Below are 22,152 nucleotides of genomic sequence, written 5' to 3'. Positions count from 1 at the left end.
CTTGGTTCTTATTTATATTGTCACGGCTTTTACAAGGGGAGATTAACATGAAGGAAATTCTACTAAAATTGGCAAACGGAAATCATTTAACTGAATATGAAGCAGAGCAAACGATGAATACGATCATGGCTGGGTCTGCATCACCTGCACAAATTGCAGCATATCTTACGCTTTTACAAGCGCGTGGTGAGACCATAGCAGAACTATTAGGCAGTGCCCGAGCGATGCGCGATCATGCACTGCCACTTACAGTTCAAGGTACGATTGTCGATACGTGTGGAACGGGTGGAGATGGTGCTGGGACGTTCAATATTTCAACGGCTGCTGCACTCGTCGCATCCGCAGGTGGTGTGTCGATTGTAAAACATGGCAATCGTGCGGCTTCAAGTTTGGCCGGAAGTGCGGATGTGCTAGCTGCTTTAGGCGTAACTATTGATATGAACCCACGAGCTGCTGAAAAATGTGTAGAAGAGATTGGTATTTGTTTTCTTTTTGCTCAAGCCTACCATCCTGCAATGAAACATGTGGCACCCATTAGAAAAGAACTCGGATACCGCACCATGTTTAATATTTTAGGCCCATTGACTAATCCAGCTCGTCCTAAACGACAGGTATTAGGCACACCAAATACAGAAATCGCTAGAAAGATGGCTCATGTACTTGCTTTACTTGGTTCCGAGCACGCGCTTGTGGTGACATCTGAGGAAGGATTAGACGAGATCTCTATATCTGGCATGACCTATCTTTTTGAAGTCAAAGATCATAGTGTACGAGAATCTACACTTCGCCCTTCTGACGTACATTTATCTGAATATCCTCTTGAAGGGATTCGCGGAGGAACGCCCGACCATAATGCGCAGATCATTGAAGCCATTTTTGCAGGTGAACGTGGTCCTACACGCGATGTGGTTGTTATCAATGCAGCTGCAGCATTTTATGTAGCTGGAAAGGTCACTACATTAGATGATGGAGCAAGACTCGCAGAGAAAATGATTGATTCTGGTGCAGCATCCCGTAAACTTCGGGAACTCATTGAATGTAGTTTGAGGTTAGAAAGTGACGTGAGCGCATGACTTTTTTAGATCGTATATTAGAGACCAAGAAACAGGAAGTTAAGAAATTACGCTCTATGATCCCATACTCCGTGTGGGAGGAAAAAATGGCTCTTATGCCACAGCCTAACTCTTTTGTTCAAGCTCTATCTAATCAATCGCCATTGGCACTCATTGCGGAAATAAAAAAAGCATCGCCTTCTAAAGGCGTCATAGCGTCGGATTTTGACCCGATCGCTATGGCTAAAAGTTACGAGGCAGGCGGTGCCCATGCTTTATCCGTGCTGACAGATGAGCAGTATTTTCAGGGCTCTACCGCGATTTTACAAAGTGTTCGCGCAGTTACGGATTTACCAATTTTACGAAAAGACTTTATCATAGATGAATGGCAGATATACGAGGCAAGAGCTATCGGAGCAGATGCGGTATTGCTCATTGTCGCAGCACTTACGGATGATCAATTAGTATCCTTATATAGGACTGTACAAAGTATAGGTCTAGAGGCATTGATTGAAGTTCATTCACTAGAAGAATGGGAACGCATTCGCCCGCTTCATCCCCGTATTGTTGGAGTAAACCATCGCAATTTGCATACTTTTGAAGTTGATCTAAGTATGACAGAGCGGCTTAGTCAGGTAATTGATGAGGATATCCTACTCATTAGCGAAAGTGGTATAAGAGATCATAGTGACGTTATGCGAGTAAAAGATTTTGGAGCAAAAGGCATATTGGTTGGCGAAACGCTCATGCGTTATGGATCTGAGCACGTTAAACAAGGTATTGCTCATTTGTTATTTGGTGCAAATTACAAATGACTAAAATAAAACTTTGTGGACTACGTTCGATAGAAGATGTGATGGTTGCAACAGATGCGCGGGCAGATTATATAGGATTTGTTCTTGCAAAAAGTAAGCGTCAAGTAACATTACAACAAGTGCAATACATGCTTTCGTTACTACGCGATCAATACGTTGTCGTTCCTGAACCGGTTCTTGTTTTAGTTGATCAAAGTGAAGAAGAAATTGCTACAATTTGTGCAACACTTGGTGTAAGTCATGTACAGTTATGCGGTGCAGAGACTCCTGAGATGTGTTCGCGTTTACGCACACAACATGGCCTTACTGTATGGAAAGCATGGGGTGTGCGCGGTACAAATGAAGATCATGAACTAGCACGATATGTAGGAAATGTAGATGCAATTCTCCTTGATACTTATAAAACAGGAACACATGGTGGAACAGGTCATCCTTTTCAGTGGACAGCGATCGATGATGTGCGATACGTAGTCGACAATACTCCATTGATTATTGCAGGTGGATTACAAGTTGGAACAGTGACTTCGCTTATATCTCAGTATCATCCTTTTGCCGTAGATGTCTCTTCAGGGATAGAAACGGAAATGACAGGGGAAAAAGACCCCATAAAAATGCATGCGTTTGTAAAAGCCGCGAGGAGTGAATCTCATGTATCCTGATGCACAAGGACGTTTTGGCGATTTTGGTGGTAAATACGTCCCAGAAACACTCATGTCAGCACTCACCACATTAGAGGCAGATTACTATCGTTTGGTCAAGGACCCGGAGTTTCAAAAACAACTACAGCATTATCTGACTGATTATTCTGGTCGACCTACTCCGCTTTATTTTGCGCGTCATCTTACAGAATATTGCGGTGGTGCAAAGATTTATTTGAAGCGAGAAGATCTAAATCACACAGGTGCACACAAAATTAACAACACACTCGGACAAGGACTTCTTGCAAAAATGACAGGCAAAAAACGCATTATTGCAGAAACAGGAGCAGGGCAACATGGTGTCGCCTCAGCTACTGTTGCCGCTTTGCTCGGCCTTGAGTGTACAGTATTTATGGGTGAAGAAGATATGGAGCGACAAGCATTAAATGTATTTCGCATGCGACTCCTAGGTACTGAAGTAGTTCCCGCTACATCAGGAACTAAAACGCTAAAAGATGCAACAAATGAAGCGATTCGACATTGGGTTGAGCATGTGACAGACACCTATTACATTATCGGATCGGTGGTTGGGCCGCATCCTTATCCTATGATTGTGCGTGACTTTCAAAGAGTCATTGGCGATGAAACAAAATTACAGATCATAGAACAAGAAGGTCGTTTACCAGATACAATTATTGCATGTGTCGGAGGCGGAAGTAACGCCATGGGGATATTTTATCCTTTTGTTGAAGATGAGCAAGTTACATTGATCGGTATAGAGGCAGCTGGTGAAGGGATGGACACTGAACGTCATGCAGCATCCATTGCTAAAGGAACGAGGGGCGTTTTACACGGTTCAATGACTTTACTTTTGCAAGATGAATACGGGCAAGTACAACCTGCCCACTCGATCTCAGCTGGATTAGACTATCCTGGAATTGGACCGGAGCATGCCCATCTTTTTGAGAGTAAACGTGCAACGTATGAACCAATCACCGATCAAGAAGCACTAGATGCATTCGTTACTTTATCGCGAGTGGAAGGTATTATTCCAGCACTAGAATCAGCACACGCAGTGGCCTATGCTATCAATTACGCCAAAACGCTTCCTAAAGACGCCGTGATCGTCATCAACCTCTCTGGACGCGGCGATAAAGATGTGCACACTGTGGAGCATGTATTAGGGGGGAATCTATCTTGACTACAAGAGGAAAAGTAGCCATTTTGCGCAGTTTGCAAAACAGGGGAGACCGTGTTGCATTTATTCCATTTGTTTCTGCAGGCGATCCAAATGAGGAGTATAGCTATCAGCTGATTGTTGAACTCGCTCAGTTTTCTGATGTCATTGAGATTGGCATACCATACTCTGACCCTCTTGCAGACGGACCGGTCATTCAAGCAGGTTCACTACGAGCACTAAAAGGTGGTATGAGCTTTCCAAAAGCGCTAGCTCTCATTGCGCGAGTCCGAGCTGTGACAGATGTTCCAATCATAGTTTTTACTTATGTCAATCCTGTTCTTCAGTTTGGAATTGAAGAACTTATGAAAGCATGCAATGAAGTAGGTGCAGATGGTCTCATCATACCCGATCTTCCTTATGAGGAAAGTGCGGAAGTAAGAGGCATAGCAGATCAATACGGGCTTGCATTTATCCCACTACTTGCTTTAACAAGTCACGATCGCATAAAAAAAATCGCATCAAGTGCTACAGGTTTTGCTTATTGTGTTTCTTCCCTTGGCGTTACAGGGGAGCGTAGTGCATTTTCTGATGAACTTGAGCAGTTTGTACTTGCAGTAAAAGAAGAGAGTCCTGTTCCTGTGGCTGTTGGTTTTGGTGTGAGTCGACCCGAACACATACGAACACTATCAGCATACGCTGATGCTGTCATTGTTGGTAGTGCACTTGTCAGACGGTGTGCAGATATTGATCAGGCACTTTTACAACACGATAGTGAATTAGCAAAACAGATATTTAATGATCTCATAGCATTTGCTCGCACGCTATCCCTTGCGGGAACACACGCAGTATGATGCGAGTATATGCATGCAGTGTAAAAAGGAGCAGTCATACTTGCTAGAATCAACACGACCATTTAAACGACTATGTCTGATTGGGTGCGGATTGATTGGGGGATCCGTAGCCCTAGCGTTAAAAGCCACTGGACAGATTGAACATAGTATAGGTGTGGATATTGATGATACCATTCTCGATATGGCTGTACAGCTTGGCGTTGTGGATGAAGCAACAACAGATGTACAACTTGGTGTATCTCAAGCAGATCTCATCGTAATAGCTACCCCCATATCAGTCACTCAGGCCATGATCGAGAAGATTGCTACATTAGAAGATACATTAGGTGATCGGGCGATCATCACCGACGTCGCAGGAATTAAATCAACGATGGTTGACATTGCTGATCACAAATTTACAAGAGCAGCTTTCATTGGAGGCCATCCGATGGCAGGTTCCGAAAAGTCAGGCATTACTGCCGCAAATGCGTTGTTGCTGGAAAATGCAGTCTACGTGCTCACGCCGTCATCAGCGACTTCTACTGAACGCCTACATGAGTTAATGGCTCTTTTACAAGCTACAGGTGCACGAATAAAAATATTAACACCAGAAACACATGATCGCGTTGTTGCGGCTATTAGTCACGTTCCACATATCATTGCTTCCTTACTAGTCAATCAAGTAGAAAAGCGAGCGGTCAGTGAGCCGCTTTACATCGAATTAGCAGCTGGGGGATTTCGTGACATTACGCGCATTGCATCAAGTGATCCGAAATTGTGGAGAGATACATGTCTAGAGAATCACAAAGAGATTGTACCTTTATTAGAAGAGTGGATTGAAAATATACAATCTTTAACTGACATGATTAAAAAGCGTGAACCTGTAAGTATTGAATCCTTGTTTGCAAAATCACGCGACTTTCGCGATGCATTGCCTGTAAAATCAACAGGCGCAATACGCGCGGTATACTCAGTCATGGTCGTTGTAAAGGATGTTCCTGGTCTCATCGGCCAAATCACTACATTATTAGGAGAATCCTCTATTAGCATTCGCAATATTGGTATTTTAGAAAGTCGTGAAGGTGACGATGGACAGTTGTTGCTTCAATTTGATACATCTGACTTTGCTGATAGAGCTTTTCTTATGCTGCAACAAAATAATTATCATGTGATTGCACAACAATGAAAACGTATTCTTTGTCCTGTTGACTTCTTGTAAATCTGTCGAGTATGATAAATAAGGATGTGTAATGTAGTTTCTCTCCACTCCTATCATCTCTCTTTTGGCTCGCGTGAACGATTATGCGAGTCCTTTTTATGAATAAAATGTATATTATATAAAAATATACACATAATACAATTCGTCAGGAGCAAAACCTATTGAGGTGATCCTATGCGACTTGTAGAATGTCTTAATCAAAGTGACATCGGGAATCTGCGTAAAATTGCTATTCGTCACACGATAGCATGTCCTCTATATTCTAAAAACACGTTACTTCAAGAAATATTAAACCGATTTAGTGATCCACAGTATGTAATTGAAAGAATGGCTACTTTATCTCCCATTCTTCGCCAAGCTCTCGAAGAGATTGCGTTAGAAGGGAGAAACCAATTTGCAAAATCCGAGCTACTCACGATATTGAGAAGACAACGGTCGGCAACTACAAAAAATGAACAAACTTCAGTATCTATGATTTTAAATGAGCTACTTGAAGAGGGCATTCTCTTTGAAACAGGAACTCCCTCACAGAGAACATATCGTTGTCCAACAGAGATATTAAAATATATTGTACATTATGAAACGCAGCAGTTGCGCCAATCTGTTCAGACGAGTATGTATGAACCTAAATGGATACGAACAGATCAAGGTACTCTTGCACGTGACGCTGTTACCTTTTTGCTGTTTCTAGCACGACACGAAGTAAAGCTGACTCAAGAAGGTGTCATTTTTAAACGCCAACAAATGCAAATTTTTCAGTTATTTGAAGTGCAAGAAGAACCACTCTCTGTGCATGTTGGATTTCGCTTTGGATATGGGCGTAGATTTCATGATTATCCAGATCGTTTTGCTATGATTTATGATCACCTATATGAAGAAGGATGCATTATTGAAGACGACTCAGGTTCTCTTATCATAGATGAAGTTAAAAGTGGTATTTATATGACGGAATCAGAAGAAAGCCGTGCAAAGAAGTTATTTCAGTTTTATATGCGGACATACCGCATATCAATACCAACGCTTGGACGGATTGTATCGAGAATTGCTAAATTTTCATCCAAAGCATGGGTATTTAAACAATCACTTGAGGATGAACTTTTGCATTTTATTGATAACTTTTATTATGAGTCAAAAGAGATTGTTTATCGACAACGCATCTTACAAATGCTTGTATATCTTGGATTTCTTGCAGAGGGTCGTGATCTTTCTCAAGATCTTTTATACCAATTAACGCCTCTAGGCGAACGCTTTGTGCATTCTTCCGACATACTAGATGATGGACTCTCAGGTGAAGAATCTTTTATTCTCAAAAAAGCAGTTATTGAACCTACTTTTGATATTTTAGTACCCAAAGAGGCTGATAGCACATACGCTTTTGAACTGCAGAAAATTGCGGAACCAATTAGTCGAGATCGTATGAACGTATATCGACTTACGCGAGAGAGTATTTATCACGCCCTGCTAAGTGGTTGGGATATGGAGAAAATGTATGAATTTCTTCGCACAATTAGCGGTGCTGAGATCCCTGCAAATGTGCAGCGCTCCATACGTGATTGGTGTCAGGAGTATGGAAAGGTTAAGCTTCACATATCGTGCGTAATCTCATGTCATGATCCATTGGTGTCAAACACCATTGAGCAACTTCAACCTATTGCAAAGAGGATGCCACAGCGGTTAAGTGAGCATCATTTAGCTTTTTTACCAGACGATGCTCCTGACTTACTTGCCTTACTATTGAAACTTGGATATCTGGTGTCTTATCCTCCGGAAATGGAGCAAATAGTAAAAAAAAGAAGTCGTTAGCTATTAATAGTGTATTTTAACTTTTATATTCTAAAAAATGCCATACCATCGGCATTTTTTTTCGTTTATAAGCACATTGCAGGAAAGCGACAAGGCATTGGCGAATACAACAATATAAAGAAGTAAACATTCAAACTCTTATGCTTATTGTGGGAAGGTCAACGGGAGGCGAACCATCATGAAAAGTGTGATAACGGTCGCAGATAAAAAGCAATTCATCAAATGGTTTTTAGAACGATATGAATTGCGTAACCCTGAAGCAGAATGGCTACTTCAATATTTGGCATCTAATGATCAGCTACTTGCCAAAGTTCATTTTACTGAACAATTTAAAAATGTTCACAAATCATTGTTGATGTCGACAACTTGCGTACAAATGACAGGATTTAAATTTTATAAAAATAAACGTGTGACATCTGACGTAGAAAAGGCTTTTCTTGATGTTCATAGTCATCCAGAAGAAGATGTGTATATCACACTCTATTATCGTCAACGGAGTGATTGTGTACACTATCTACAAGTAATAGAATCTGTTCAGGAGCCAGTTCGAAAAACAACACCCACAGATATTCTAATGGAATTGCAAGTAGACTTATTGCTAGATCACATTGAAAACATCCATTATACGAAACAATTGAAGATTGCGATTGATCAGGCTTTGGATGAAGGTGATCGTGAAACATTTATGAAACTAAGTGCAAACTATCAAGCGATTGTCTGCAATGTTCATTAACGAGACTCAATTACCCATTGTCGTTTAACTAAAAGAGATGTATGATATGAAATGTAGTATTCTTTTTCAGTTTCATATTGTAGCGCTCAATTCCGAACTTCGGAAGCGGGGGAACCAGTTTCTTGGGGTGAATCGAATCTTTTGATTCGTAGGGCGGCTCTCAGCCCGAATCCGACAGCTAACCTCGTAAGCGGAAAGAGAGGTGGATGGTTATGCCGATAACCACTTCCTTTTTACTCGCGCTTCCGTGACCGATTGATCGTCACGGTTTTTGTTTTGTTTATGCGTGTAAATACGAAAAGGGGAGATTGACATGACTTTATTACATGACATTCAAGAAGGTGTAAGGCACGGCATTGAACTAGAAGGAACATCTTCAGAAACTTGTATTTGCTCTGTTGTTACTCACGAAGTGACTATGTATTGCAATACAATGTCAAGGGCAGAAGATGTAGTACGAGAGATTTCCTCTATCGCGCAACACGCTATTATGGGCGTTCTTTCTAGCTTAGTTCCTTTGCACAGTTTTGCCGTATCTGAAACCACACGCGGTGTACTGCATGGTCTGGTCTGTGCAGGACTTGATGTCTCGTATGTGACACGTTCAGTTAGCCAAGGTATTCGAGAGGCTCTTTCTATGAACGATCGCTATTCACCTGAGATGGAGCAAGCTATACACCAAGGGATTCGTCAAACTCTACATGATCTTGGCATGAAACGCTTAGAGGATGATCGGGCTCTTGATTTACCAGGTTATTTTGTTAACCAATCGGCAACTTTCGGTGAGGCTAGATTTTAACTGCACTTTAGTCAGAAGTTAATAGATGAATAAGGGTAGGAGCGCAATATTAAGGCTCCTATTTTTTATGAGATGATGAATGAAGGAGAAAGCGATATGCGTTTTGAAGAATTTTCACTAAGCCAGATCGAAGAAAATTACCGGCATCTTGACACTGTGCTATTGACAGTAGGTGGCTTGACATGGCGCCCATCTCATCTACCTGTAGGCACTACATGGTATATATTAAGGAAGCTACGCGACGAGGTAGAGATGGCAAAAGGAGATCGAATTCTTACTCTTCCTTTGCAATCCATTGATACCACATTTGATGATACTGCGGTTGTTCAGTTGCAAAAAGAAGCTTTTAGTCAAATCATCCATCGTTATATCCATGAATTAACACGTCATTTTCAATTTCGTCGATTGATCCTATTGACAGATAGTCTTTATAAAGAACAACTAGTGATGCAAACCCTTCTTACAGCAGATAGTCAATTAGACATGATGTCCTTTATATGGTGGCGTGACGGACAATTACAAGAGGCATTGTCATCTACTTCATATAAAAATGTTTCTAAAGAATTTTATCCTTCTGGTGAATGGGAAACATCGCTCATGATGGCGCTCGCTGACCATCTGGTTGTTCGCGATCCAGCTAGCCTCACGCGCTATCTGGCACAGGGTTCAAATGCTAAGCTAGGATCCATGATGTGGGGTCACTTATCGCAGCAACTAAGTGAAAAGGTTGGTCAATTTATCGCTCTTGCATGATGCACGTCTGCATGACACCCTACCCTCTTTGGAACACTAGAGGGCAGGGGTGACTATAGTGCAAATGATAGTAGATTCGATTCTAAGGATTCTTCATAAGCGCTCTGTATGGAAAGGTATTGGTGCACTTAATGCTATTGGTACTGTGTTTGGTTTCATGTGGTACCGTGGACAGGTAGACCACACCTTATTTTATTTGCGAATCTTCGTTCCAGATAGTCCTGTCGCTGCGTTGTTCTTTACTTTAGCCATATGTGGCATCCTTTGGCCACCGGCTTCCCATCTATTGAGAGAGGCGATTACATTTCTATTTGCGTTAGGAGTTACTTCACTCTTTCAATATGGTCTATGGGCTGTTATTGTGTTAACCGATGGTTTTTTTTATTTGCATAGTTTACCACTTGAGGGTGTAGGTTTATGGTTTGCACATGCAGGGATGTTAATTGAAGCGCTCGTATTTACGAAGCTTGTACCGCTTTGCACATATAAACCACGACATATCGCCACTGCTTTTGTATGGTTGTTTTTCAACGACTATGCGGATTACGTGTATGGAGTATTTCCATATTTACCGCGATTTTCATTACTCTCAGTGATCACTGTAGTCACGCCGCTACTATCAGTGGTTACTTTGTTTGTTTTTTGGCCATCCACAATGTCCAAATTATCGCGTAAAACCTTCTCCTAAAACATCATTTACATCATTTAAAACCACAAATGCTCGATCGTCCACATCGTGAACAAGTTGCTGTAAACGCACCACTTCATCGCGGCTGACAACACAATAAACGACTAATTTTTGATCCCTGGTATAACCGCCTTGACCATGTAGAAGAGTTGTACCTCGTCCCATGTCATTATGAATGCGATCTGCGATCTGTTCCGGTTGATCACTAATAATCATAGCTGCTCGCGATGCAGAGAATCCTTCAATCACTGAATCGATCATGCGGCTAGCTACATAGAGTGCTACAAGGGAATACATAGCTGTCTCCATATTGATAACGATGGCAACAAGTGCAATGACGACAACATCAGAAGCAAACATGAGGCGGCCCATCGAGTGGTTAAAGTAATGCCGCGCAATTCGCGCTAAAATATCAACGCCACCCGTTGTTCCACCACTTCGAAAAATAATACCAAGACCAGCACCGCAAATAACACCGCCATAGAGTGCGGCGAGCAGGCGATCGTTCACATGTACTGCAAAATGTTGCGTTATGACGGTGAATAGCGATACGGCTAAAACACCTAAGATGGTTTTTATACTGAATTCACGTCCAAAAAAGCGCCATCCCAGGATTAAAACAGGTATGTTTAAAACGAGAAAAGATGCTCCAATGGGTATAGACAACTTATACAATAGGACGATGGAAATCCCGACAAACCCACCTTCTGCCAGCTGATTTCCCACAATAAATGCATTTAATCCTACCGAATAAATGAGGCTTCCCACAATAATGAGCAAATAGGGTAAACTGCGTTTCACAAATCACACTCCTCACATATAAAACACCACTTGGCTATCATTATAACCTGATTATGCGGCGTTCACTAAGGAGAATGACAAAGAGAATAAAAAGACCTAGATATCCGAAAATAGGATACGTTACACTCACGATTCGCGCAAATCCCACTTGGCAGACCATCATCGCCGCAAAAAGGATAACGATGACCCAACGAAAATACGAGTGTTTTGCATGTCGCGATAATTCGCTAGCAATACCATATACATTTCCAAGTAGTGTAGAAAATATTTCTGCCCATAAAATAAAGACAAAACCATAGCGCATCATAGGCGGTAAGCTTTTAGCTAAATAACCCATGGGTACTTCATAATGAATCCCTGCTGGATATATGCTGACTAATAACAGATGCAAAAGTAATAATAAAAGACCAAGCCCACATGCACCAAGTAATGCTCCTATGACTAATATTTTTTTGCGATCAGCCACTTGTCCTAGCGGAACGAGCACTGTTAGCGAGAGTCCGACATTAAATCCGGCATAAGTAAATGCAGACAGCAATAAAGCCCATATGGTATTAGGAGTTTGTACAAGTGGAATAGCACTGTGAATGACTGTTCCTTGAGTTGTTGACCACACATATGCAAATAACGAGATGACAAATGTAATTAAGATTGGAACAATAATGGAGTTTACTGACATCATACCACGAATGCCAAGTAATAGTGTAAGAGCTGTAATTACTCCCGTTAGTAATGCACTTATCCCAAATGACCAGTGAAATTGTTCAGATAATAAAGCACCACTTCCAGCCATCATCGCTATAGTGACACCAAATAAGAGCAAAAGTAACAAAAAACTTATCACACGGCTGCTTGTCTTAGTCATAACGAGATCTGAAACTTCAGAAAAAGTATGTACGCCATGTAAGCGCCCGAGTGACATTGCATACAATCCTAAAATAAAAAATAAAAGTGTAGTGGACAAGATGCCTATGATAGCAAAGGTACCATAGCGCGTAAAGAATTGGAGTACTTCTTGACCAGAAGCAAAACCTGCTCCTACGACAGTGCCGATATAGGTTGCAGCAATTTGTAAGGCAGTTAAGAAATCTTTACGACGCACAGCATCCACCCCCATACAGGTGTATTCAATAAATGATAAAAACATGCTAGCTTGTACTTCAAACAGCACGTCCACCATACAATGAGGCAGGGGGGTGCTGCCTATGAGTTTATTTCACGCATTATTGCTTGGTGCTGTCCAGGGATTAACTGAATTTTTACCGATCAGTAGCTCTGGCCATTTAGTATTGGTACAACATTTACTTCATCTTCAAGGAGACTCGCTTTCATTTGATGTTTTATTGCATTTTGGAACATTACTCGCGGTCGTTGTCGCGTTGCGACGTGATCTTATACACTTACTGACAAGACCGTTTGATCGACTCGTGGGGTTGCTCATCATATCAACCATCCCTACTGTAGCGATTGGGTTAATTTTTGAAAAAACCTTTGAGTCTATTTTTCATTCGGGAGCAACGCTTGGCATTGAATTCATCATCACAGGTACCATGCTTCTTTATGTGGAATCACTTGCACATCATGAACGTCCAGTACTTGCACGCGAGATGAAATATCACAGTGCGTTTTGGATTGGCATGGCACAAGGTGCAGCTATTTTACCTGCTTTATCTCGCTCCGGTCTCACGCTTTGTACTGCACTAGGAGCTGGAATCGAACGTAAAGATGCTGTAAGGTATTCTTTTTTGCTCTCTGTGCCAATCATTCTTGGTGCAACTGTATTTGAATTAAAAGATATCCCACAATCGCAATTTGTTTTAAACCCTATTTTGTTAGCCGGAATGGCGGTAAGTGGCATTACCGGATACATAGCTATCCGCTTCCTGTTACGAATGATCGAACGAGCTAGTTTGCGGCCATTTGGTTACTATACTTTAGTACTTGGGGCTCTCATCTTAGGTGATCAACTTGTTTTTCACGCTTTCTTTTAATGATGATTGCGTACCATAAGAAATGTTGTAGCACCAAAAAGCGACGGGTGGATTGGCTCCCGTCGCTTTTTGGTTTGTACACATGTACTGATCGTGCAATGTCTTAGTGGATGGAGTATTGATTTACATCACAAACCTTTTGAATAAAAGAAAGCCAATTTAAACTTTCTAACAAAATAAATGAGAAGTGAAATGGCAATAGCAATGGCTAACAATGCAGCCCAAGCAGTAATTTCAGAAAGAGAGTCTGAAAATGAGGATAACCCTCCTGTGAGTGGTGCCATAGCTGAAATGGCATGTGGAATCATAGCAAAACGAGTGCCAACACCCATCTTAAAGAAAACAAAGGTAAGAATAGCTGCAACAACTGCTTGATAAATCCGCGCAACAAGATAGGGACGAAAGCGGATATCCGTATCAGTCAGTACACTAGCAACCTGTGCGTGAACTGCTAAACCACTCCACGCAATAATTGCGCTAGCGATGCTCAATTTTTCAATGAGTGGGGCAGATGCTGTAGCCGTGGCTGCAGTGCCGATGTCAATTTCAAACATTCCTTTAATGAGTGGTGAAATTAATGTAGGATTGAGATGAATCATTTGAAACACTGCAGCAACTGGCAATGCAAAAAATCCAACAATACCCACCTGTGTCATCACACGCAGAAGTACGGCAAAGAAAATAATAAAACCGCCTATCATCAACAAAGTTTTAACTGAGTCTGTGACAGCGTCACCAAGCAATTTACCAAATGGGCGGTTGTCTTCGTCACGTGCGATCATCATTTCACGATAAGCGCGTTTCCACATAGGTGCACCTTCATGTTGTGTGAGGCGTTGTGGCCTTTCATACTGTTCTTCTTTGCGTCCATAGAATCTGAAGGTAATGCCTACTATGAACGCTGACAAATAATGCGCAAGCGCAAGTAATACTCCTAATGCAGGTGATTTAAACATACCCACAGCTACCGCACCAAACATGAATAGGGGGTCGGCAGTGTTAGTAAAGGCGAGCAATCTTTCACCTTCTACGCGGGTACATGCACCCGTGCGTCTAAACTTCGCTGCAATAACCGCATCCATTGGATATCCTGCGGCAAGACCCATGGATAGTGCAAACGCACCTACACCTGGAACATTAAATACAGGGCGCATCAGTGGTTCAAGAAAGACGCCAAGCGCATTCACTACACCCAATCCGAGTAAAAGTTCGGATAAAATAAAAAATGGGAGTAGAGAAGGGAAGACTACGTCCCAAAATACTTTGAGCCCTTCAATACCTGTTTCAAAACCTTGCTCGGGATATACGACTAGGGACGCTGTAAATAAAATAGCGACAGTCGCCAGCAAAATCGTCCCGATCTGTTTGCGACGCCTTTGCAAGCAGATCCCCCTCCGTTTTTGGTACATGCTATCACTGTTAAAACTATGATGGCTGTCCACTGGTTATGAGGATATAATACGAAATGAGCCTAATTGATGGATGAAATGAGGTCGAAGAGTGGATAAAACGTTAGCAAACCTGCAAAATGATGTAGATGAATACATATCACAATTTGAAATTGGATATTTTCAACCGATGACCTTGATTGTTCGACTTACAGAAGAATTGGGCGAATTAGCTCGTGAAGTCAATCACACATATGGAGAAAAACCTAAAAAATCTTCTGAACCTAATGGAGATCTTGCACTTGAACTAGGGGATTTACTCTTTGTGATTATTTGTCTCGCTAATTCTTTAGGAATTGATCTCACCAAAGCGCATCAAGATGTACTAGAAAAATTTCAAACACGGGATCGCGATCGATTTGCACGCAAATCGCAAAATCCATCAAGTTGATGTTGAACGTATAAAAGGAGTAGAGCATATGGAACCTATTCGCGTTGTGATTGCAGGAATTCAGGGGAAAATGGGGAGAGAAACGGTACGTGCAACAATGAGTGCCCCAGATATCATAGTGGTTGGGGGGATTGATCGAAAACGTAAAGATACCGCTATACAAGATACGGAGTTTCCTTTTCCAATTTACACCGAACCGAATCTATGTTTTTTAGAGACAAGGCCTGATGTATACGTTGATTTCACTGATGCATTGGGTGCACAGATAAACGCATCTGCAGCTATAGAGACAGGTGTTAGACCGATCATCGGATCAACTGGTCTTTCTAGTGATTTTTTGAAGAGTCTTGATCAAGAATTACGCTCTGCACAAAGTGGTGGGTTGTTTGCACCTAATTTTGCAATTGGAGCATTGTTGATGATGAAGATGGCTAATCTTATCGCGCCTTACCTTCCGGATATTGAGATTATAGAGTATCATCATGCAGAAAAGAAAGATGCTCCTTCCGGAACAGCTAAAAAAACGGCTGAAGGCATTCGTAAGTCCTTGTTGGAGAAATCAAATGTAGTTAAGGAGATCCCTATTCATAGTGTACGGTTGCCAGGGTATGTAGCACACCAAGAAATTCTTTTTGGTGGGGATGGAGAACATGTAACGATCCGTCATGATTCAATGTCTCGCACCAGTTTTATGCCAGGTGTTTTACTGGGCATTCGAAAGGTTATTCATGTTGTTGGACTGACAGAAGGACTAGAGCATTATCTATTTTAAACGAGGTGTATACTAAAGAATGTGAGAGAAAAAATTGCTGTGCAGTATATGTAGAACAACGGAGAGGGGATTCCTATGCAAATTGCACTTGTAGCCCATGATGCAAAGAAAGAAGATCTGGTTAACTTTTCAATTGCCTATCAAGCTTTATTTGCAAGTCATGATCTCTATGCGACAGGGACGACTGGACTACGAATCATGGAAGCAACAAAACTTAAGATTCACCGCTATCAAAGTGGACCGCTTGGTGGCGATCAACAAATTGGTGCATTGATTGCTGAAAATCGCCTAGATTTGCTCATTTTTTTGCGTGATCCACTTATGGCTCAGCCTCATGAACCAGATATAACTGCACTATTGCGATTATGTGATGTACATAATGTACCTGTTGCCACGAACATGGCATCTGCAGAATTATTGCTAAGGGGGATATGGCGAGGAGATCTCGACTGGCGTCACAGCGAATCATCTGATGAATAATCACAAGAGGAACCAAGTGTTGTCGGGAGGTAAACAGCATGGCGGAAACTTTTATTCTTGCGTTTGGCGCTCATCCTGATGATGTGGAGTTAGGAGCAGGTGCAACTTGTGCTTTACATGCTAAGGATGGCGTGGTCATCTGTGATTTAACAGCTGCCGAAATGTCGTCAAATGGGAACCCGGAATTGCGCTGGAAAGAGGCGACCATAGCTTCAGAAGAACTCGGGGTAGGGGCGCGCATTTGTCTTGGGTTACAGGATCGTGGATTATTTGTAACAGCTGATACTATTTCTGCGCTAGTTAAGGTGATACGTACATTTCAACCTCACATTATTTTAGCACCACACGCTTCTGATCGGCATCCTGATCATGGGCAATGTGCCAATTTGGTTCGGGAAGCTCTCTTTTCGTCTGGACTTAGGAAACACGAAGATGGATTAACTCCATATCGGCCCAGTGCTTTTTATCATTATTTTATTAACGGTATGGAAAAAGCTACTTTTGCAGTTGATGTATCATCAGTATATGAGAAGAAACGAGCAGCATTGGCAGCCTATTCATCACAGTTTTATCCAAGCAGTGGTGTGCATACCGCCCTCACTCGAAGTTCATTTTTACCCATGATTGAAGGGCGCGATCGAATATTTGGACAGGCCATTGGGAGTGATTTTGGGGAAGGATTCTGGCAAGCAGATCCTCTTTATGCTTCATCACTTAAGGCGAATATACGTTCTTTTTAATGAGGAGAAGGTGACAGTCTGTGAAAATTGGAATTAGTTGTTATGCCACACTAGGTGGATCAGGTGCTGTTGCCACTGAACTTGGTAAAGCACTTGCAGCGCGCGGTCATGAAGTTCATTTTATTGTGTCAGGAACACCCTTTCGTTTAGGCTATCTCGGTTATTTTATGGACAATATCTATATTCATGAAGTGGAGACGACTTCTTATCCAGTTTTGCAATCGTCTCCTTATGACTTAGCACTATCTGCAAAAATGGCGGATGTGATTAGCCACTACGATTTGGATATTATCCACGCGCATTACGCTATTCCTTATGCGGTCTGTGCATTTTTAGCTCGCGAAATGCTCGGAACACATAAGGTGCGCATCGTAACTACACTACATGGCACGGATATTACTGTGCTTGCACAAGATCCGCTTTTGAGGGATGTTATACGGCTTGGCATCGAAAAAAGTCATGCTGTCACGGCAGTCTCTCAAAGTCTTATTGATCAAACCAACGAATTATTTGAGCCTGCATGTCCCATTATGAAGATACATAATTTTGTCGATGTGAAACAATACCGTCGTTTAGAAAGTCCAACATTAAAGCTTCGCATTGCACCAAACAATGAAAAAGTCATTTTGCATATGTCAAATTTTAGAGCGGTTAAACGTATACCAGATGTCATTGAGACATTTAGACTTATCCATCAAGCTATGCCTGCAAAATTACTAATGGTTGGAGAAGGACCAGAACTTGATGCTGCACGTAAATTAACATGCAAAATGGGTATTGAAGATGACGTATTATTTCTTGGGCAACAAGATGAAGTGGCACAGTTGCTTTCTTTAGCAGATTTATTACTTTTGCCATCGCAAAAAGAAAGTTTTGGTCTTGTTGCATTAGAGGCCATGGCCTGCGGTGTACCAGTCGTAGGTTCGAATGCAGGAGGAATACCGGAAGTAGTCGAACATGGAAAATCAGGTTATCTTGCGCCAGTCGGTGATACCGAATCCATGGGCGCCTATGCAGTGTCTATTCTTAGCAATATTGAAAAGTGGCATGCTTTTTCAGAAGCTGCTATGCAACGCGCAAAACTTTTTACTATGGAGGAAAAGGTTTCTCAGTATGAAGAATTGTACAAGCGTCTCATTCACTACCCATTAGAGTGTCAGTCGTGACTACTTACTACACTATTCCTGACACTAACCTTTTTCAGCATGCAAAAGAACTTATGTACTTTTTACATGAAAATGGGTGCGAAGCGTATATTGTTGGAGGTGCAGTTCGGGATCTTTTGCTAAATAGAGCCATTCACGATGTGGATATCGCAACAAATGCGACTCCTACTAAACTGTTGGAAATTTTCCCGGATGCAAAGAAAACAGGCATCGCACATGGTACTATTGCTGTTTTGTCGGGAAGTTATACGTTTGAGGTCACTACATTTCGTTCGGAAGGGCCTTATGGAGATTTGCGTCATCCAGACTTCGTAAACTTTGAGACAACACTTGATAAAGATCTTAGTCGTCGTGATTTTACGATTAATGCGATGGCACTAGATGTACATGGAGTGCTATATGATCCATATGATGGCTTAGGTGATCTAACGCAGCGACTCATTCGAGCTGTAGGGACTCCCTCTTTACGCTTTATGGAAGATGGTTTACGTGTAGCAAGAGCCTATCGAATTGCGTCTGTTCTGCACTTCTCACTAGAACAAGACACGGCTAATGCACTTGTGCAAAACTGTGAAATGCTTGGGAAAGTGTCGATTGAACGTCGTCGTGATGAATGGACAAAATGGTTAGATGCCGCGACAGAAACGACATGTAAAACATTACCTAAAGACATGATAACTCCATGGATTGGGCGAGCAGTCGATCATTTTTGTACTATCTGTCCTTTGTTTTCAATGGTTATTGGATATCTGGATCGACTAGCCTTGTTAGTGTGGTTATCTGGTTCTTCAGTTCCGTTTTCATCTACAGTGGAACCTTCGATGGATTTGTTATTTAATTTGCGGTACTCACGTAAAGAAATACAAGAGGTACGTGACCTGTTGGTCATTGCACGCACTTGTGTCATCGGTCTTCCTGATTATCTACCCTATGATTGGCTTGCTATTTACCAAAGAATTGGATATAACGGACTTGTGCGAGCTGTTGTACTGGCATATGCAGTGCAAGATACCACTGCTCGTGTCGATGTGATCAACATCAGTAAAAAAAAGGTGGATACTCTTCTAGAAAGTAGCTTGTTGCTTAAACTACAAGATCTAGCCATCTCAGGATATGAACTTGCTTTAGCTTGTGATTTGCAGCAACAAGAGATAGGACACGCTCTGCATCTCTTATACGATCTTGTTTCTACTCATATCATTGACAATCAACCTAGCGAGTTGGTGGCATATATAAGAACGTGGAAGAGTAAGGGGTGAAAAGTTTTGTGCGAAACGCATGAATTATCAAGTCTATCTATTGATTCATATCTCTTGGATCGCAGTGCACATGTACCGATCTATCTATTTGATCAAGTCGAATCCACCAATGATTTAGCGTACGGTTATTTATCAAATCCAGCTATAGATATGGTTGCAGTTCTTGCTGAAACGCAAACATCAGGGCGTGGGAGACGTGGCAGGGCGTGGACCTCTCCGAAGGGGGCGGGATTACTCATGTCTATTGGTCTTTCATATGAGTCCTCTCCTGCTCTCCATTATGAAGAATGGCCACTGCTAGCATCATGGGCTTTACATCGAGCACTAACGCGTGTAATTCATGAAAATGTGCATATCAAATGGCCCAACGATATTGTGCTTAATGAAAAAAAACTTGCAGGTATTTTAACAGAGCTTAGTTCTTCTGCAAAAAGGCGGAATTTGATTATTGGATTTGGCATTAATGTCAATTTACGTCTTGAAGATTTACCTGAAGAGTTGCGTAAAAAAGCGACTTCAATGTTTGTAGAAACAGGTCAAATGTATAATCGCAATAAGCTGGCTGCGCTTATTATTGATGAGGTTCAACAATTGCGCAAAGATGTTAGTCATGGCCTTAGATTCTCAGATATTCATGAAGAATGGGTTGCACATTGTCAAACGATCGGTCGACACGTACGCATTGTTCAAGGTAGAGATCTAATAGAAGGTGTTGCCAGTAGCATCGATCATTCAGGAATACTTACTGTAATTGATGACACAGGTACACATCATCGCATTGCGAGTGGTGAAATCATTGAAACTAGTCCATTGGGACAATTATCTGTATAAGGAATGATGATTAAGTGGACAAAGAAGCACGATTCAAGCAAACAACGCGCTCTGTACAAGTTATGAAAGAACGATCGGAGCCTATTGTCATGGTGACGGCATATGATTCAACTCAAGCTGCACACGCACAAGCGGCAGGTGTAGATATGATTCTTGTAGGCGATTCACTTGGGATGGTTATGTTAGGTTATGATACTACCGTACCTGTTACCATTGAAGACATGATTCACCATGCAAAAGCGGTGCGCCGCGGTGCAAAAGACACGATGGTTATCGTAGATATGCCTTTTGCAACCTATCATCAAAGTGTCGCTGATACGGTTCGCTATGCCAGTCGGATCATGCAAGAATCCTATGTGGATGGACTCAAACTAGAAGGTGGAATTGAAATTGTTCCGCATGTACAAGCTCTCGTACAAGCGGGAATACCAGTCTGTGGTCATCTTGGACTTACCCCGCAATCGGTATTGCAATTTGGGGGTTTTCGTGTTCAAGCTAGGGAACTACATGCGGCTCAAAAACTGCTAAACGATGCTATAGCTTTGCAAGCTGCAGGGTCTTTTATGGTCGTGCTAGAATGTATTCCAAGCGCATTAGGAACACTGGTTACTGAAACAATCACGATTCCAACGATCGGTATTGGGGCTGGAGATGCATGTTCAGGACAAGTTCTTGTATACCATGATCTGCTCGGACTTGGAGTGGATTCCCGTAGAGCAAAGTTTGTGAAAACCTATGCACAGCTAGGGGAGTCTGCAATTGCAGCCATTAAATCGTATAGGGATGAGGTAAAACAGCATGAGTTCCCTAATCAAGAGTATCGATACGATATTGCTGTAGAGGCCATTTCCTCGGTTAAAAAACATGTTCAAGAGGAGGAAAAGGCATGATTGTGTGTACAACTATCGATGGCATTCGCAGTAATATTCGCTGGTTACGAGCAGAGCGAAAGATAGGCGAATTATCTCCACGCATAGGTTTTGTACCAACAATGGGTTTTCTTCATGAAGGGCACGCCTCACTCATTCAAAAAGCGCGAGCTGAAAATGAGATTGTTATTGTGTCTATTTTCATCAATCCAAAGCAATTTGGGCCAAATGAAGATATTAATCGCTATCCGCGTTCACCGCAAGAGGATCAATTACTTTGTGAACAACTTGGTGTGGATGCTTTATTCACTCCATCGGTAGAGGAGATGTATGGTAAATCCGATATCTATACACATGTGCATGTGGATCTATTAGGAAACTTTTTATGCGGCAAATCGCGACCAGGACATTTTGATGGTGTGTGCACTGTAGTATCGAAATTATTTCATATCATCACACCAGACGCTGCTTACTTTGGTCAAAAGGATGCACAACAACTGCGCATCATCGAACAAATGGTCCATGATCTTTCTATGCCAATTGAAATTGTGTCTTGTCCTATTGTAAGAGAAGCGGATGGACTAGCAAAAAGTTCACGCAATGCGTACCTTTCAAAAGAAGAGCGTGCACTTGCACCAGAAATTTTTAACACAATGAAATGGATGAAGCAACAAATAATCTTGGAAGAAAACGACGTTCGACAAGTCAGAGTAGAAGCGATTCATCGACTAGAGGGATATCCTGGATTTAAAGTTGATTACGTGTCGATTGTTGATAAAAAAACGTTAGCTCCAGTAGATCATATAGATCATGTGTCCGGTACCTTACTAGCGGTTGCTGTCTATGTAGGAAATACGCGCCTTATTGATAATATAAATATTGCATAAGCAAGTT

General features: G+C 41.8%; 24 protein-coding genes and 1 riboswitch. Of the genes, 21 read left to right on the top strand and 3 right to left on the bottom strand.

From position 1 onward, the window contains the following. Positions 1-47 precede the first annotated feature (47 nt). From trpD to MM817_RS12825, 11 genes are all read left to right on the top strand, one after another. Positions 48-1,073, top strand: a complete 1,026-nt coding sequence (gene trpD, locus MM817_RS12875; protein ID WP_241715830.1) for an anthranilate phosphoribosyltransferase — start codon at positions 48-50, stop codon at positions 1,071-1,073. After that, entirely contained in the window at positions 1,070-1,867 is a 798-nt protein-coding gene (trpC, locus tag MM817_RS12870) for an indole-3-glycerol phosphate synthase TrpC (protein WP_241715829.1), read from the top strand. Before trpD ends, trpC begins: the two co-directional genes overlap by 4 nt. Beyond that, on the top strand, positions 1,864-2,526 hold the full coding sequence (locus tag MM817_RS12865) for a phosphoribosylanthranilate isomerase (protein WP_241715827.1): 663 nt from the start codon (positions 1,864-1,866) through the stop codon (positions 2,524-2,526). Before trpC ends, MM817_RS12865 begins: the two co-directional genes overlap by 4 nt. Beyond that, positions 2,516-3,706: a tryptophan synthase subunit beta gene (gene trpB, locus MM817_RS12860; protein ID WP_241715825.1), complete on the top strand. Its 1,191-nt coding sequence runs from the start codon at positions 2,516-2,518 to the stop codon at positions 3,704-3,706. Before MM817_RS12865 ends, trpB begins: the two co-directional genes overlap by 11 nt. Next, positions 3,703-4,536 carry a tryptophan synthase subunit alpha gene (trpA, locus tag MM817_RS12855; RefSeq protein WP_241715823.1) on the top strand — a complete coding sequence of 278 codons (834 nt, stop codon included), beginning with the start codon at positions 3,703-3,705 and terminating at the stop codon, positions 4,534-4,536. The genes trpB and trpA overlap by 4 nt, the downstream gene beginning before the upstream one ends. Positions 4,537-4,576: 40 nt before the next feature. Then, positions 4,577-5,701, top strand: coding sequence for a prephenate dehydrogenase (locus MM817_RS12850; protein ID WP_241715821.1), 1,125 nt, complete (start codon positions 4,577-4,579; stop codon positions 5,699-5,701). A gap of 207 nt (positions 5,702-5,908) precedes the next feature. After that, on the top strand, positions 5,909-7,537 hold the full coding sequence (locus tag MM817_RS12845; RefSeq protein ID WP_241715818.1) for a helicase-associated domain-containing protein: 1,629 nt from the start codon (positions 5,909-5,911) through the stop codon (positions 7,535-7,537). Positions 7,538-7,715: 178 nt separating this feature from the next. After that, complete coding sequence (locus tag MM817_RS12840) at positions 7,716-8,270, top strand: YpiB family protein (RefSeq protein WP_241715816.1); 555 nt, start codon at positions 7,716-7,718, stop codon at positions 8,268-8,270. Positions 8,271-8,343: 73 nt separating this feature from the next. After that, a riboswitch (cyclic di-AMP (ydaO/yuaA leader) is annotated at positions 8,344-8,477 on the top strand. 106 nt (positions 8,478-8,583) lie between these two features. Further along, complete coding sequence (locus MM817_RS12835) at positions 8,584-9,069, top strand: hypothetical protein (protein ID WP_241715814.1); 486 nt, start codon at positions 8,584-8,586, stop codon at positions 9,067-9,069. Positions 9,070-9,165: 96 nt separating this feature from the next. Further along, complete coding sequence (locus tag MM817_RS12830; protein WP_241715812.1) at positions 9,166-9,822, top strand: creatininase family protein; 657 nt, start codon at positions 9,166-9,168, stop codon at positions 9,820-9,822. 64 nt (positions 9,823-9,886) lie between these two features. Next, positions 9,887-10,510: a DUF1405 domain-containing protein gene (locus MM817_RS12825; RefSeq protein ID WP_241715872.1), complete on the top strand. Its 624-nt coding sequence runs from the start codon at positions 9,887-9,889 to the stop codon at positions 10,508-10,510. Here the strand turns inward: MM817_RS12825 and MM817_RS12820 are convergent. Then, positions 10,487-11,311 (bottom strand): YitT family protein, encoded by an 825-nt coding sequence (locus tag MM817_RS12820; protein ID WP_241715810.1) that lies wholly within the window; start codon positions 11,309-11,311, stop codon positions 10,487-10,489. The genes MM817_RS12825 and MM817_RS12820 overlap by 24 nt on opposite strands. Positions 11,312-11,351: 40 nt before the next feature. Continuing rightward, positions 11,352-12,413 (bottom strand): YkvI family membrane protein, encoded by a 1,062-nt coding sequence (locus MM817_RS12815; protein ID WP_241715808.1) that lies wholly within the window; start codon positions 12,411-12,413, stop codon positions 11,352-11,354. Positions 12,414-12,516: 103 nt separating this feature from the next. Between MM817_RS12815 and MM817_RS12810 the strand changes: the two genes are divergently transcribed. After that, complete coding sequence (locus MM817_RS12810) at positions 12,517-13,302, top strand: undecaprenyl-diphosphate phosphatase (protein ID WP_241715806.1); 786 nt, start codon at positions 12,517-12,519, stop codon at positions 13,300-13,302. 128 nt (positions 13,303-13,430) lie between these two features. Here the strand turns inward: MM817_RS12810 and ylbJ are convergent, their stop codons facing one another. Beyond that, positions 13,431-14,690, bottom strand: coding sequence for a sporulation integral membrane protein YlbJ (gene ylbJ, locus MM817_RS12805; RefSeq protein ID WP_419723397.1), 1,260 nt, complete (start codon positions 14,688-14,690; stop codon positions 13,431-13,433). 112 nt (positions 14,691-14,802) lie between these two features. Between ylbJ and MM817_RS12800 the strand changes: the two genes are divergently transcribed. The 9 genes from MM817_RS12800 (at position 14,803) to panC (ending at position 22,145) form a co-directional block, all read left to right on the top strand. Further along, positions 14,803-15,141: a nucleotide pyrophosphohydrolase gene (locus MM817_RS12800; RefSeq protein ID WP_241715802.1), complete on the top strand. Its 339-nt coding sequence runs from the start codon at positions 14,803-14,805 to the stop codon at positions 15,139-15,141. A 28-nt stretch (positions 15,142-15,169) separates the two neighbouring features. Further along, positions 15,170-15,913 (top strand): 4-hydroxy-tetrahydrodipicolinate reductase, encoded by a 744-nt coding sequence (gene dapB, locus MM817_RS12795; RefSeq protein ID WP_241715800.1) that lies wholly within the window; start codon positions 15,170-15,172, stop codon positions 15,911-15,913. Between the two features lie 75 nt (positions 15,914-15,988). Beyond that, positions 15,989-16,393, top strand: coding sequence for a methylglyoxal synthase (gene mgsA / locus MM817_RS12790; protein WP_241715798.1), 405 nt, complete (start codon positions 15,989-15,991; stop codon positions 16,391-16,393). A gap of 38 nt (positions 16,394-16,431) precedes the next feature. Next, complete coding sequence (gene bshB1 / locus MM817_RS12785) at positions 16,432-17,133, top strand: bacillithiol biosynthesis deacetylase BshB1 (protein ID WP_241715796.1); 702 nt, start codon at positions 16,432-16,434, stop codon at positions 17,131-17,133. 20 nt (positions 17,134-17,153) lie between these two features. Beyond that, entirely contained in the window at positions 17,154-18,299 is a 1,146-nt protein-coding gene (gene bshA, locus MM817_RS12780) for an N-acetyl-alpha-D-glucosaminyl L-malate synthase BshA (protein WP_241715794.1), read from the top strand. Beyond that, positions 18,296-19,558: a tRNA nucleotidyltransferase/poly(A) polymerase-related protein gene (locus MM817_RS12775; protein ID WP_241715792.1), complete on the top strand. Its 1,263-nt coding sequence runs from the start codon at positions 18,296-18,298 to the stop codon at positions 19,556-19,558. The genes bshA and MM817_RS12775 overlap by 4 nt, the downstream gene beginning before the upstream one ends. Positions 19,559-19,564: 6 nt before the next feature. Next, positions 19,565-20,389, top strand: a complete 825-nt coding sequence (locus tag MM817_RS12770; RefSeq protein WP_241715791.1) for a biotin--[acetyl-CoA-carboxylase] ligase — start codon at positions 19,565-19,567, stop codon at positions 20,387-20,389. Between the two features lie 14 nt (positions 20,390-20,403). Continuing rightward, positions 20,404-21,279, top strand: coding sequence for a 3-methyl-2-oxobutanoate hydroxymethyltransferase (panB, locus tag MM817_RS12765; RefSeq protein ID WP_241715789.1), 876 nt, complete (start codon positions 20,404-20,406; stop codon positions 21,277-21,279). Then, a complete protein-coding gene (panC, locus tag MM817_RS12760) occupies positions 21,276-22,145 on the top strand; it encodes a pantoate--beta-alanine ligase (protein WP_241715786.1) in 870 nt (289 codons plus the stop codon). The genes panB and panC overlap by 4 nt, the downstream gene beginning before the upstream one ends. The last annotated feature ends 7 nt before the right edge of the window (positions 22,146-22,152 follow it).

Origin of the sequence: Sulfoacidibacillus ferrooxidans, assembly GCF_022606465.1 — a bacterium.
Taxonomy (GTDB): domain Bacteria; phylum Bacillota; class Bacilli; order Alicyclobacillales; family SLC66; genus Sulfoacidibacillus; species Sulfoacidibacillus ferrooxidans.
The sequence above is the reverse complement of the archived record's forward strand: the minus strand, read 5'-3'. Positions and strand labels throughout refer to the sequence as shown.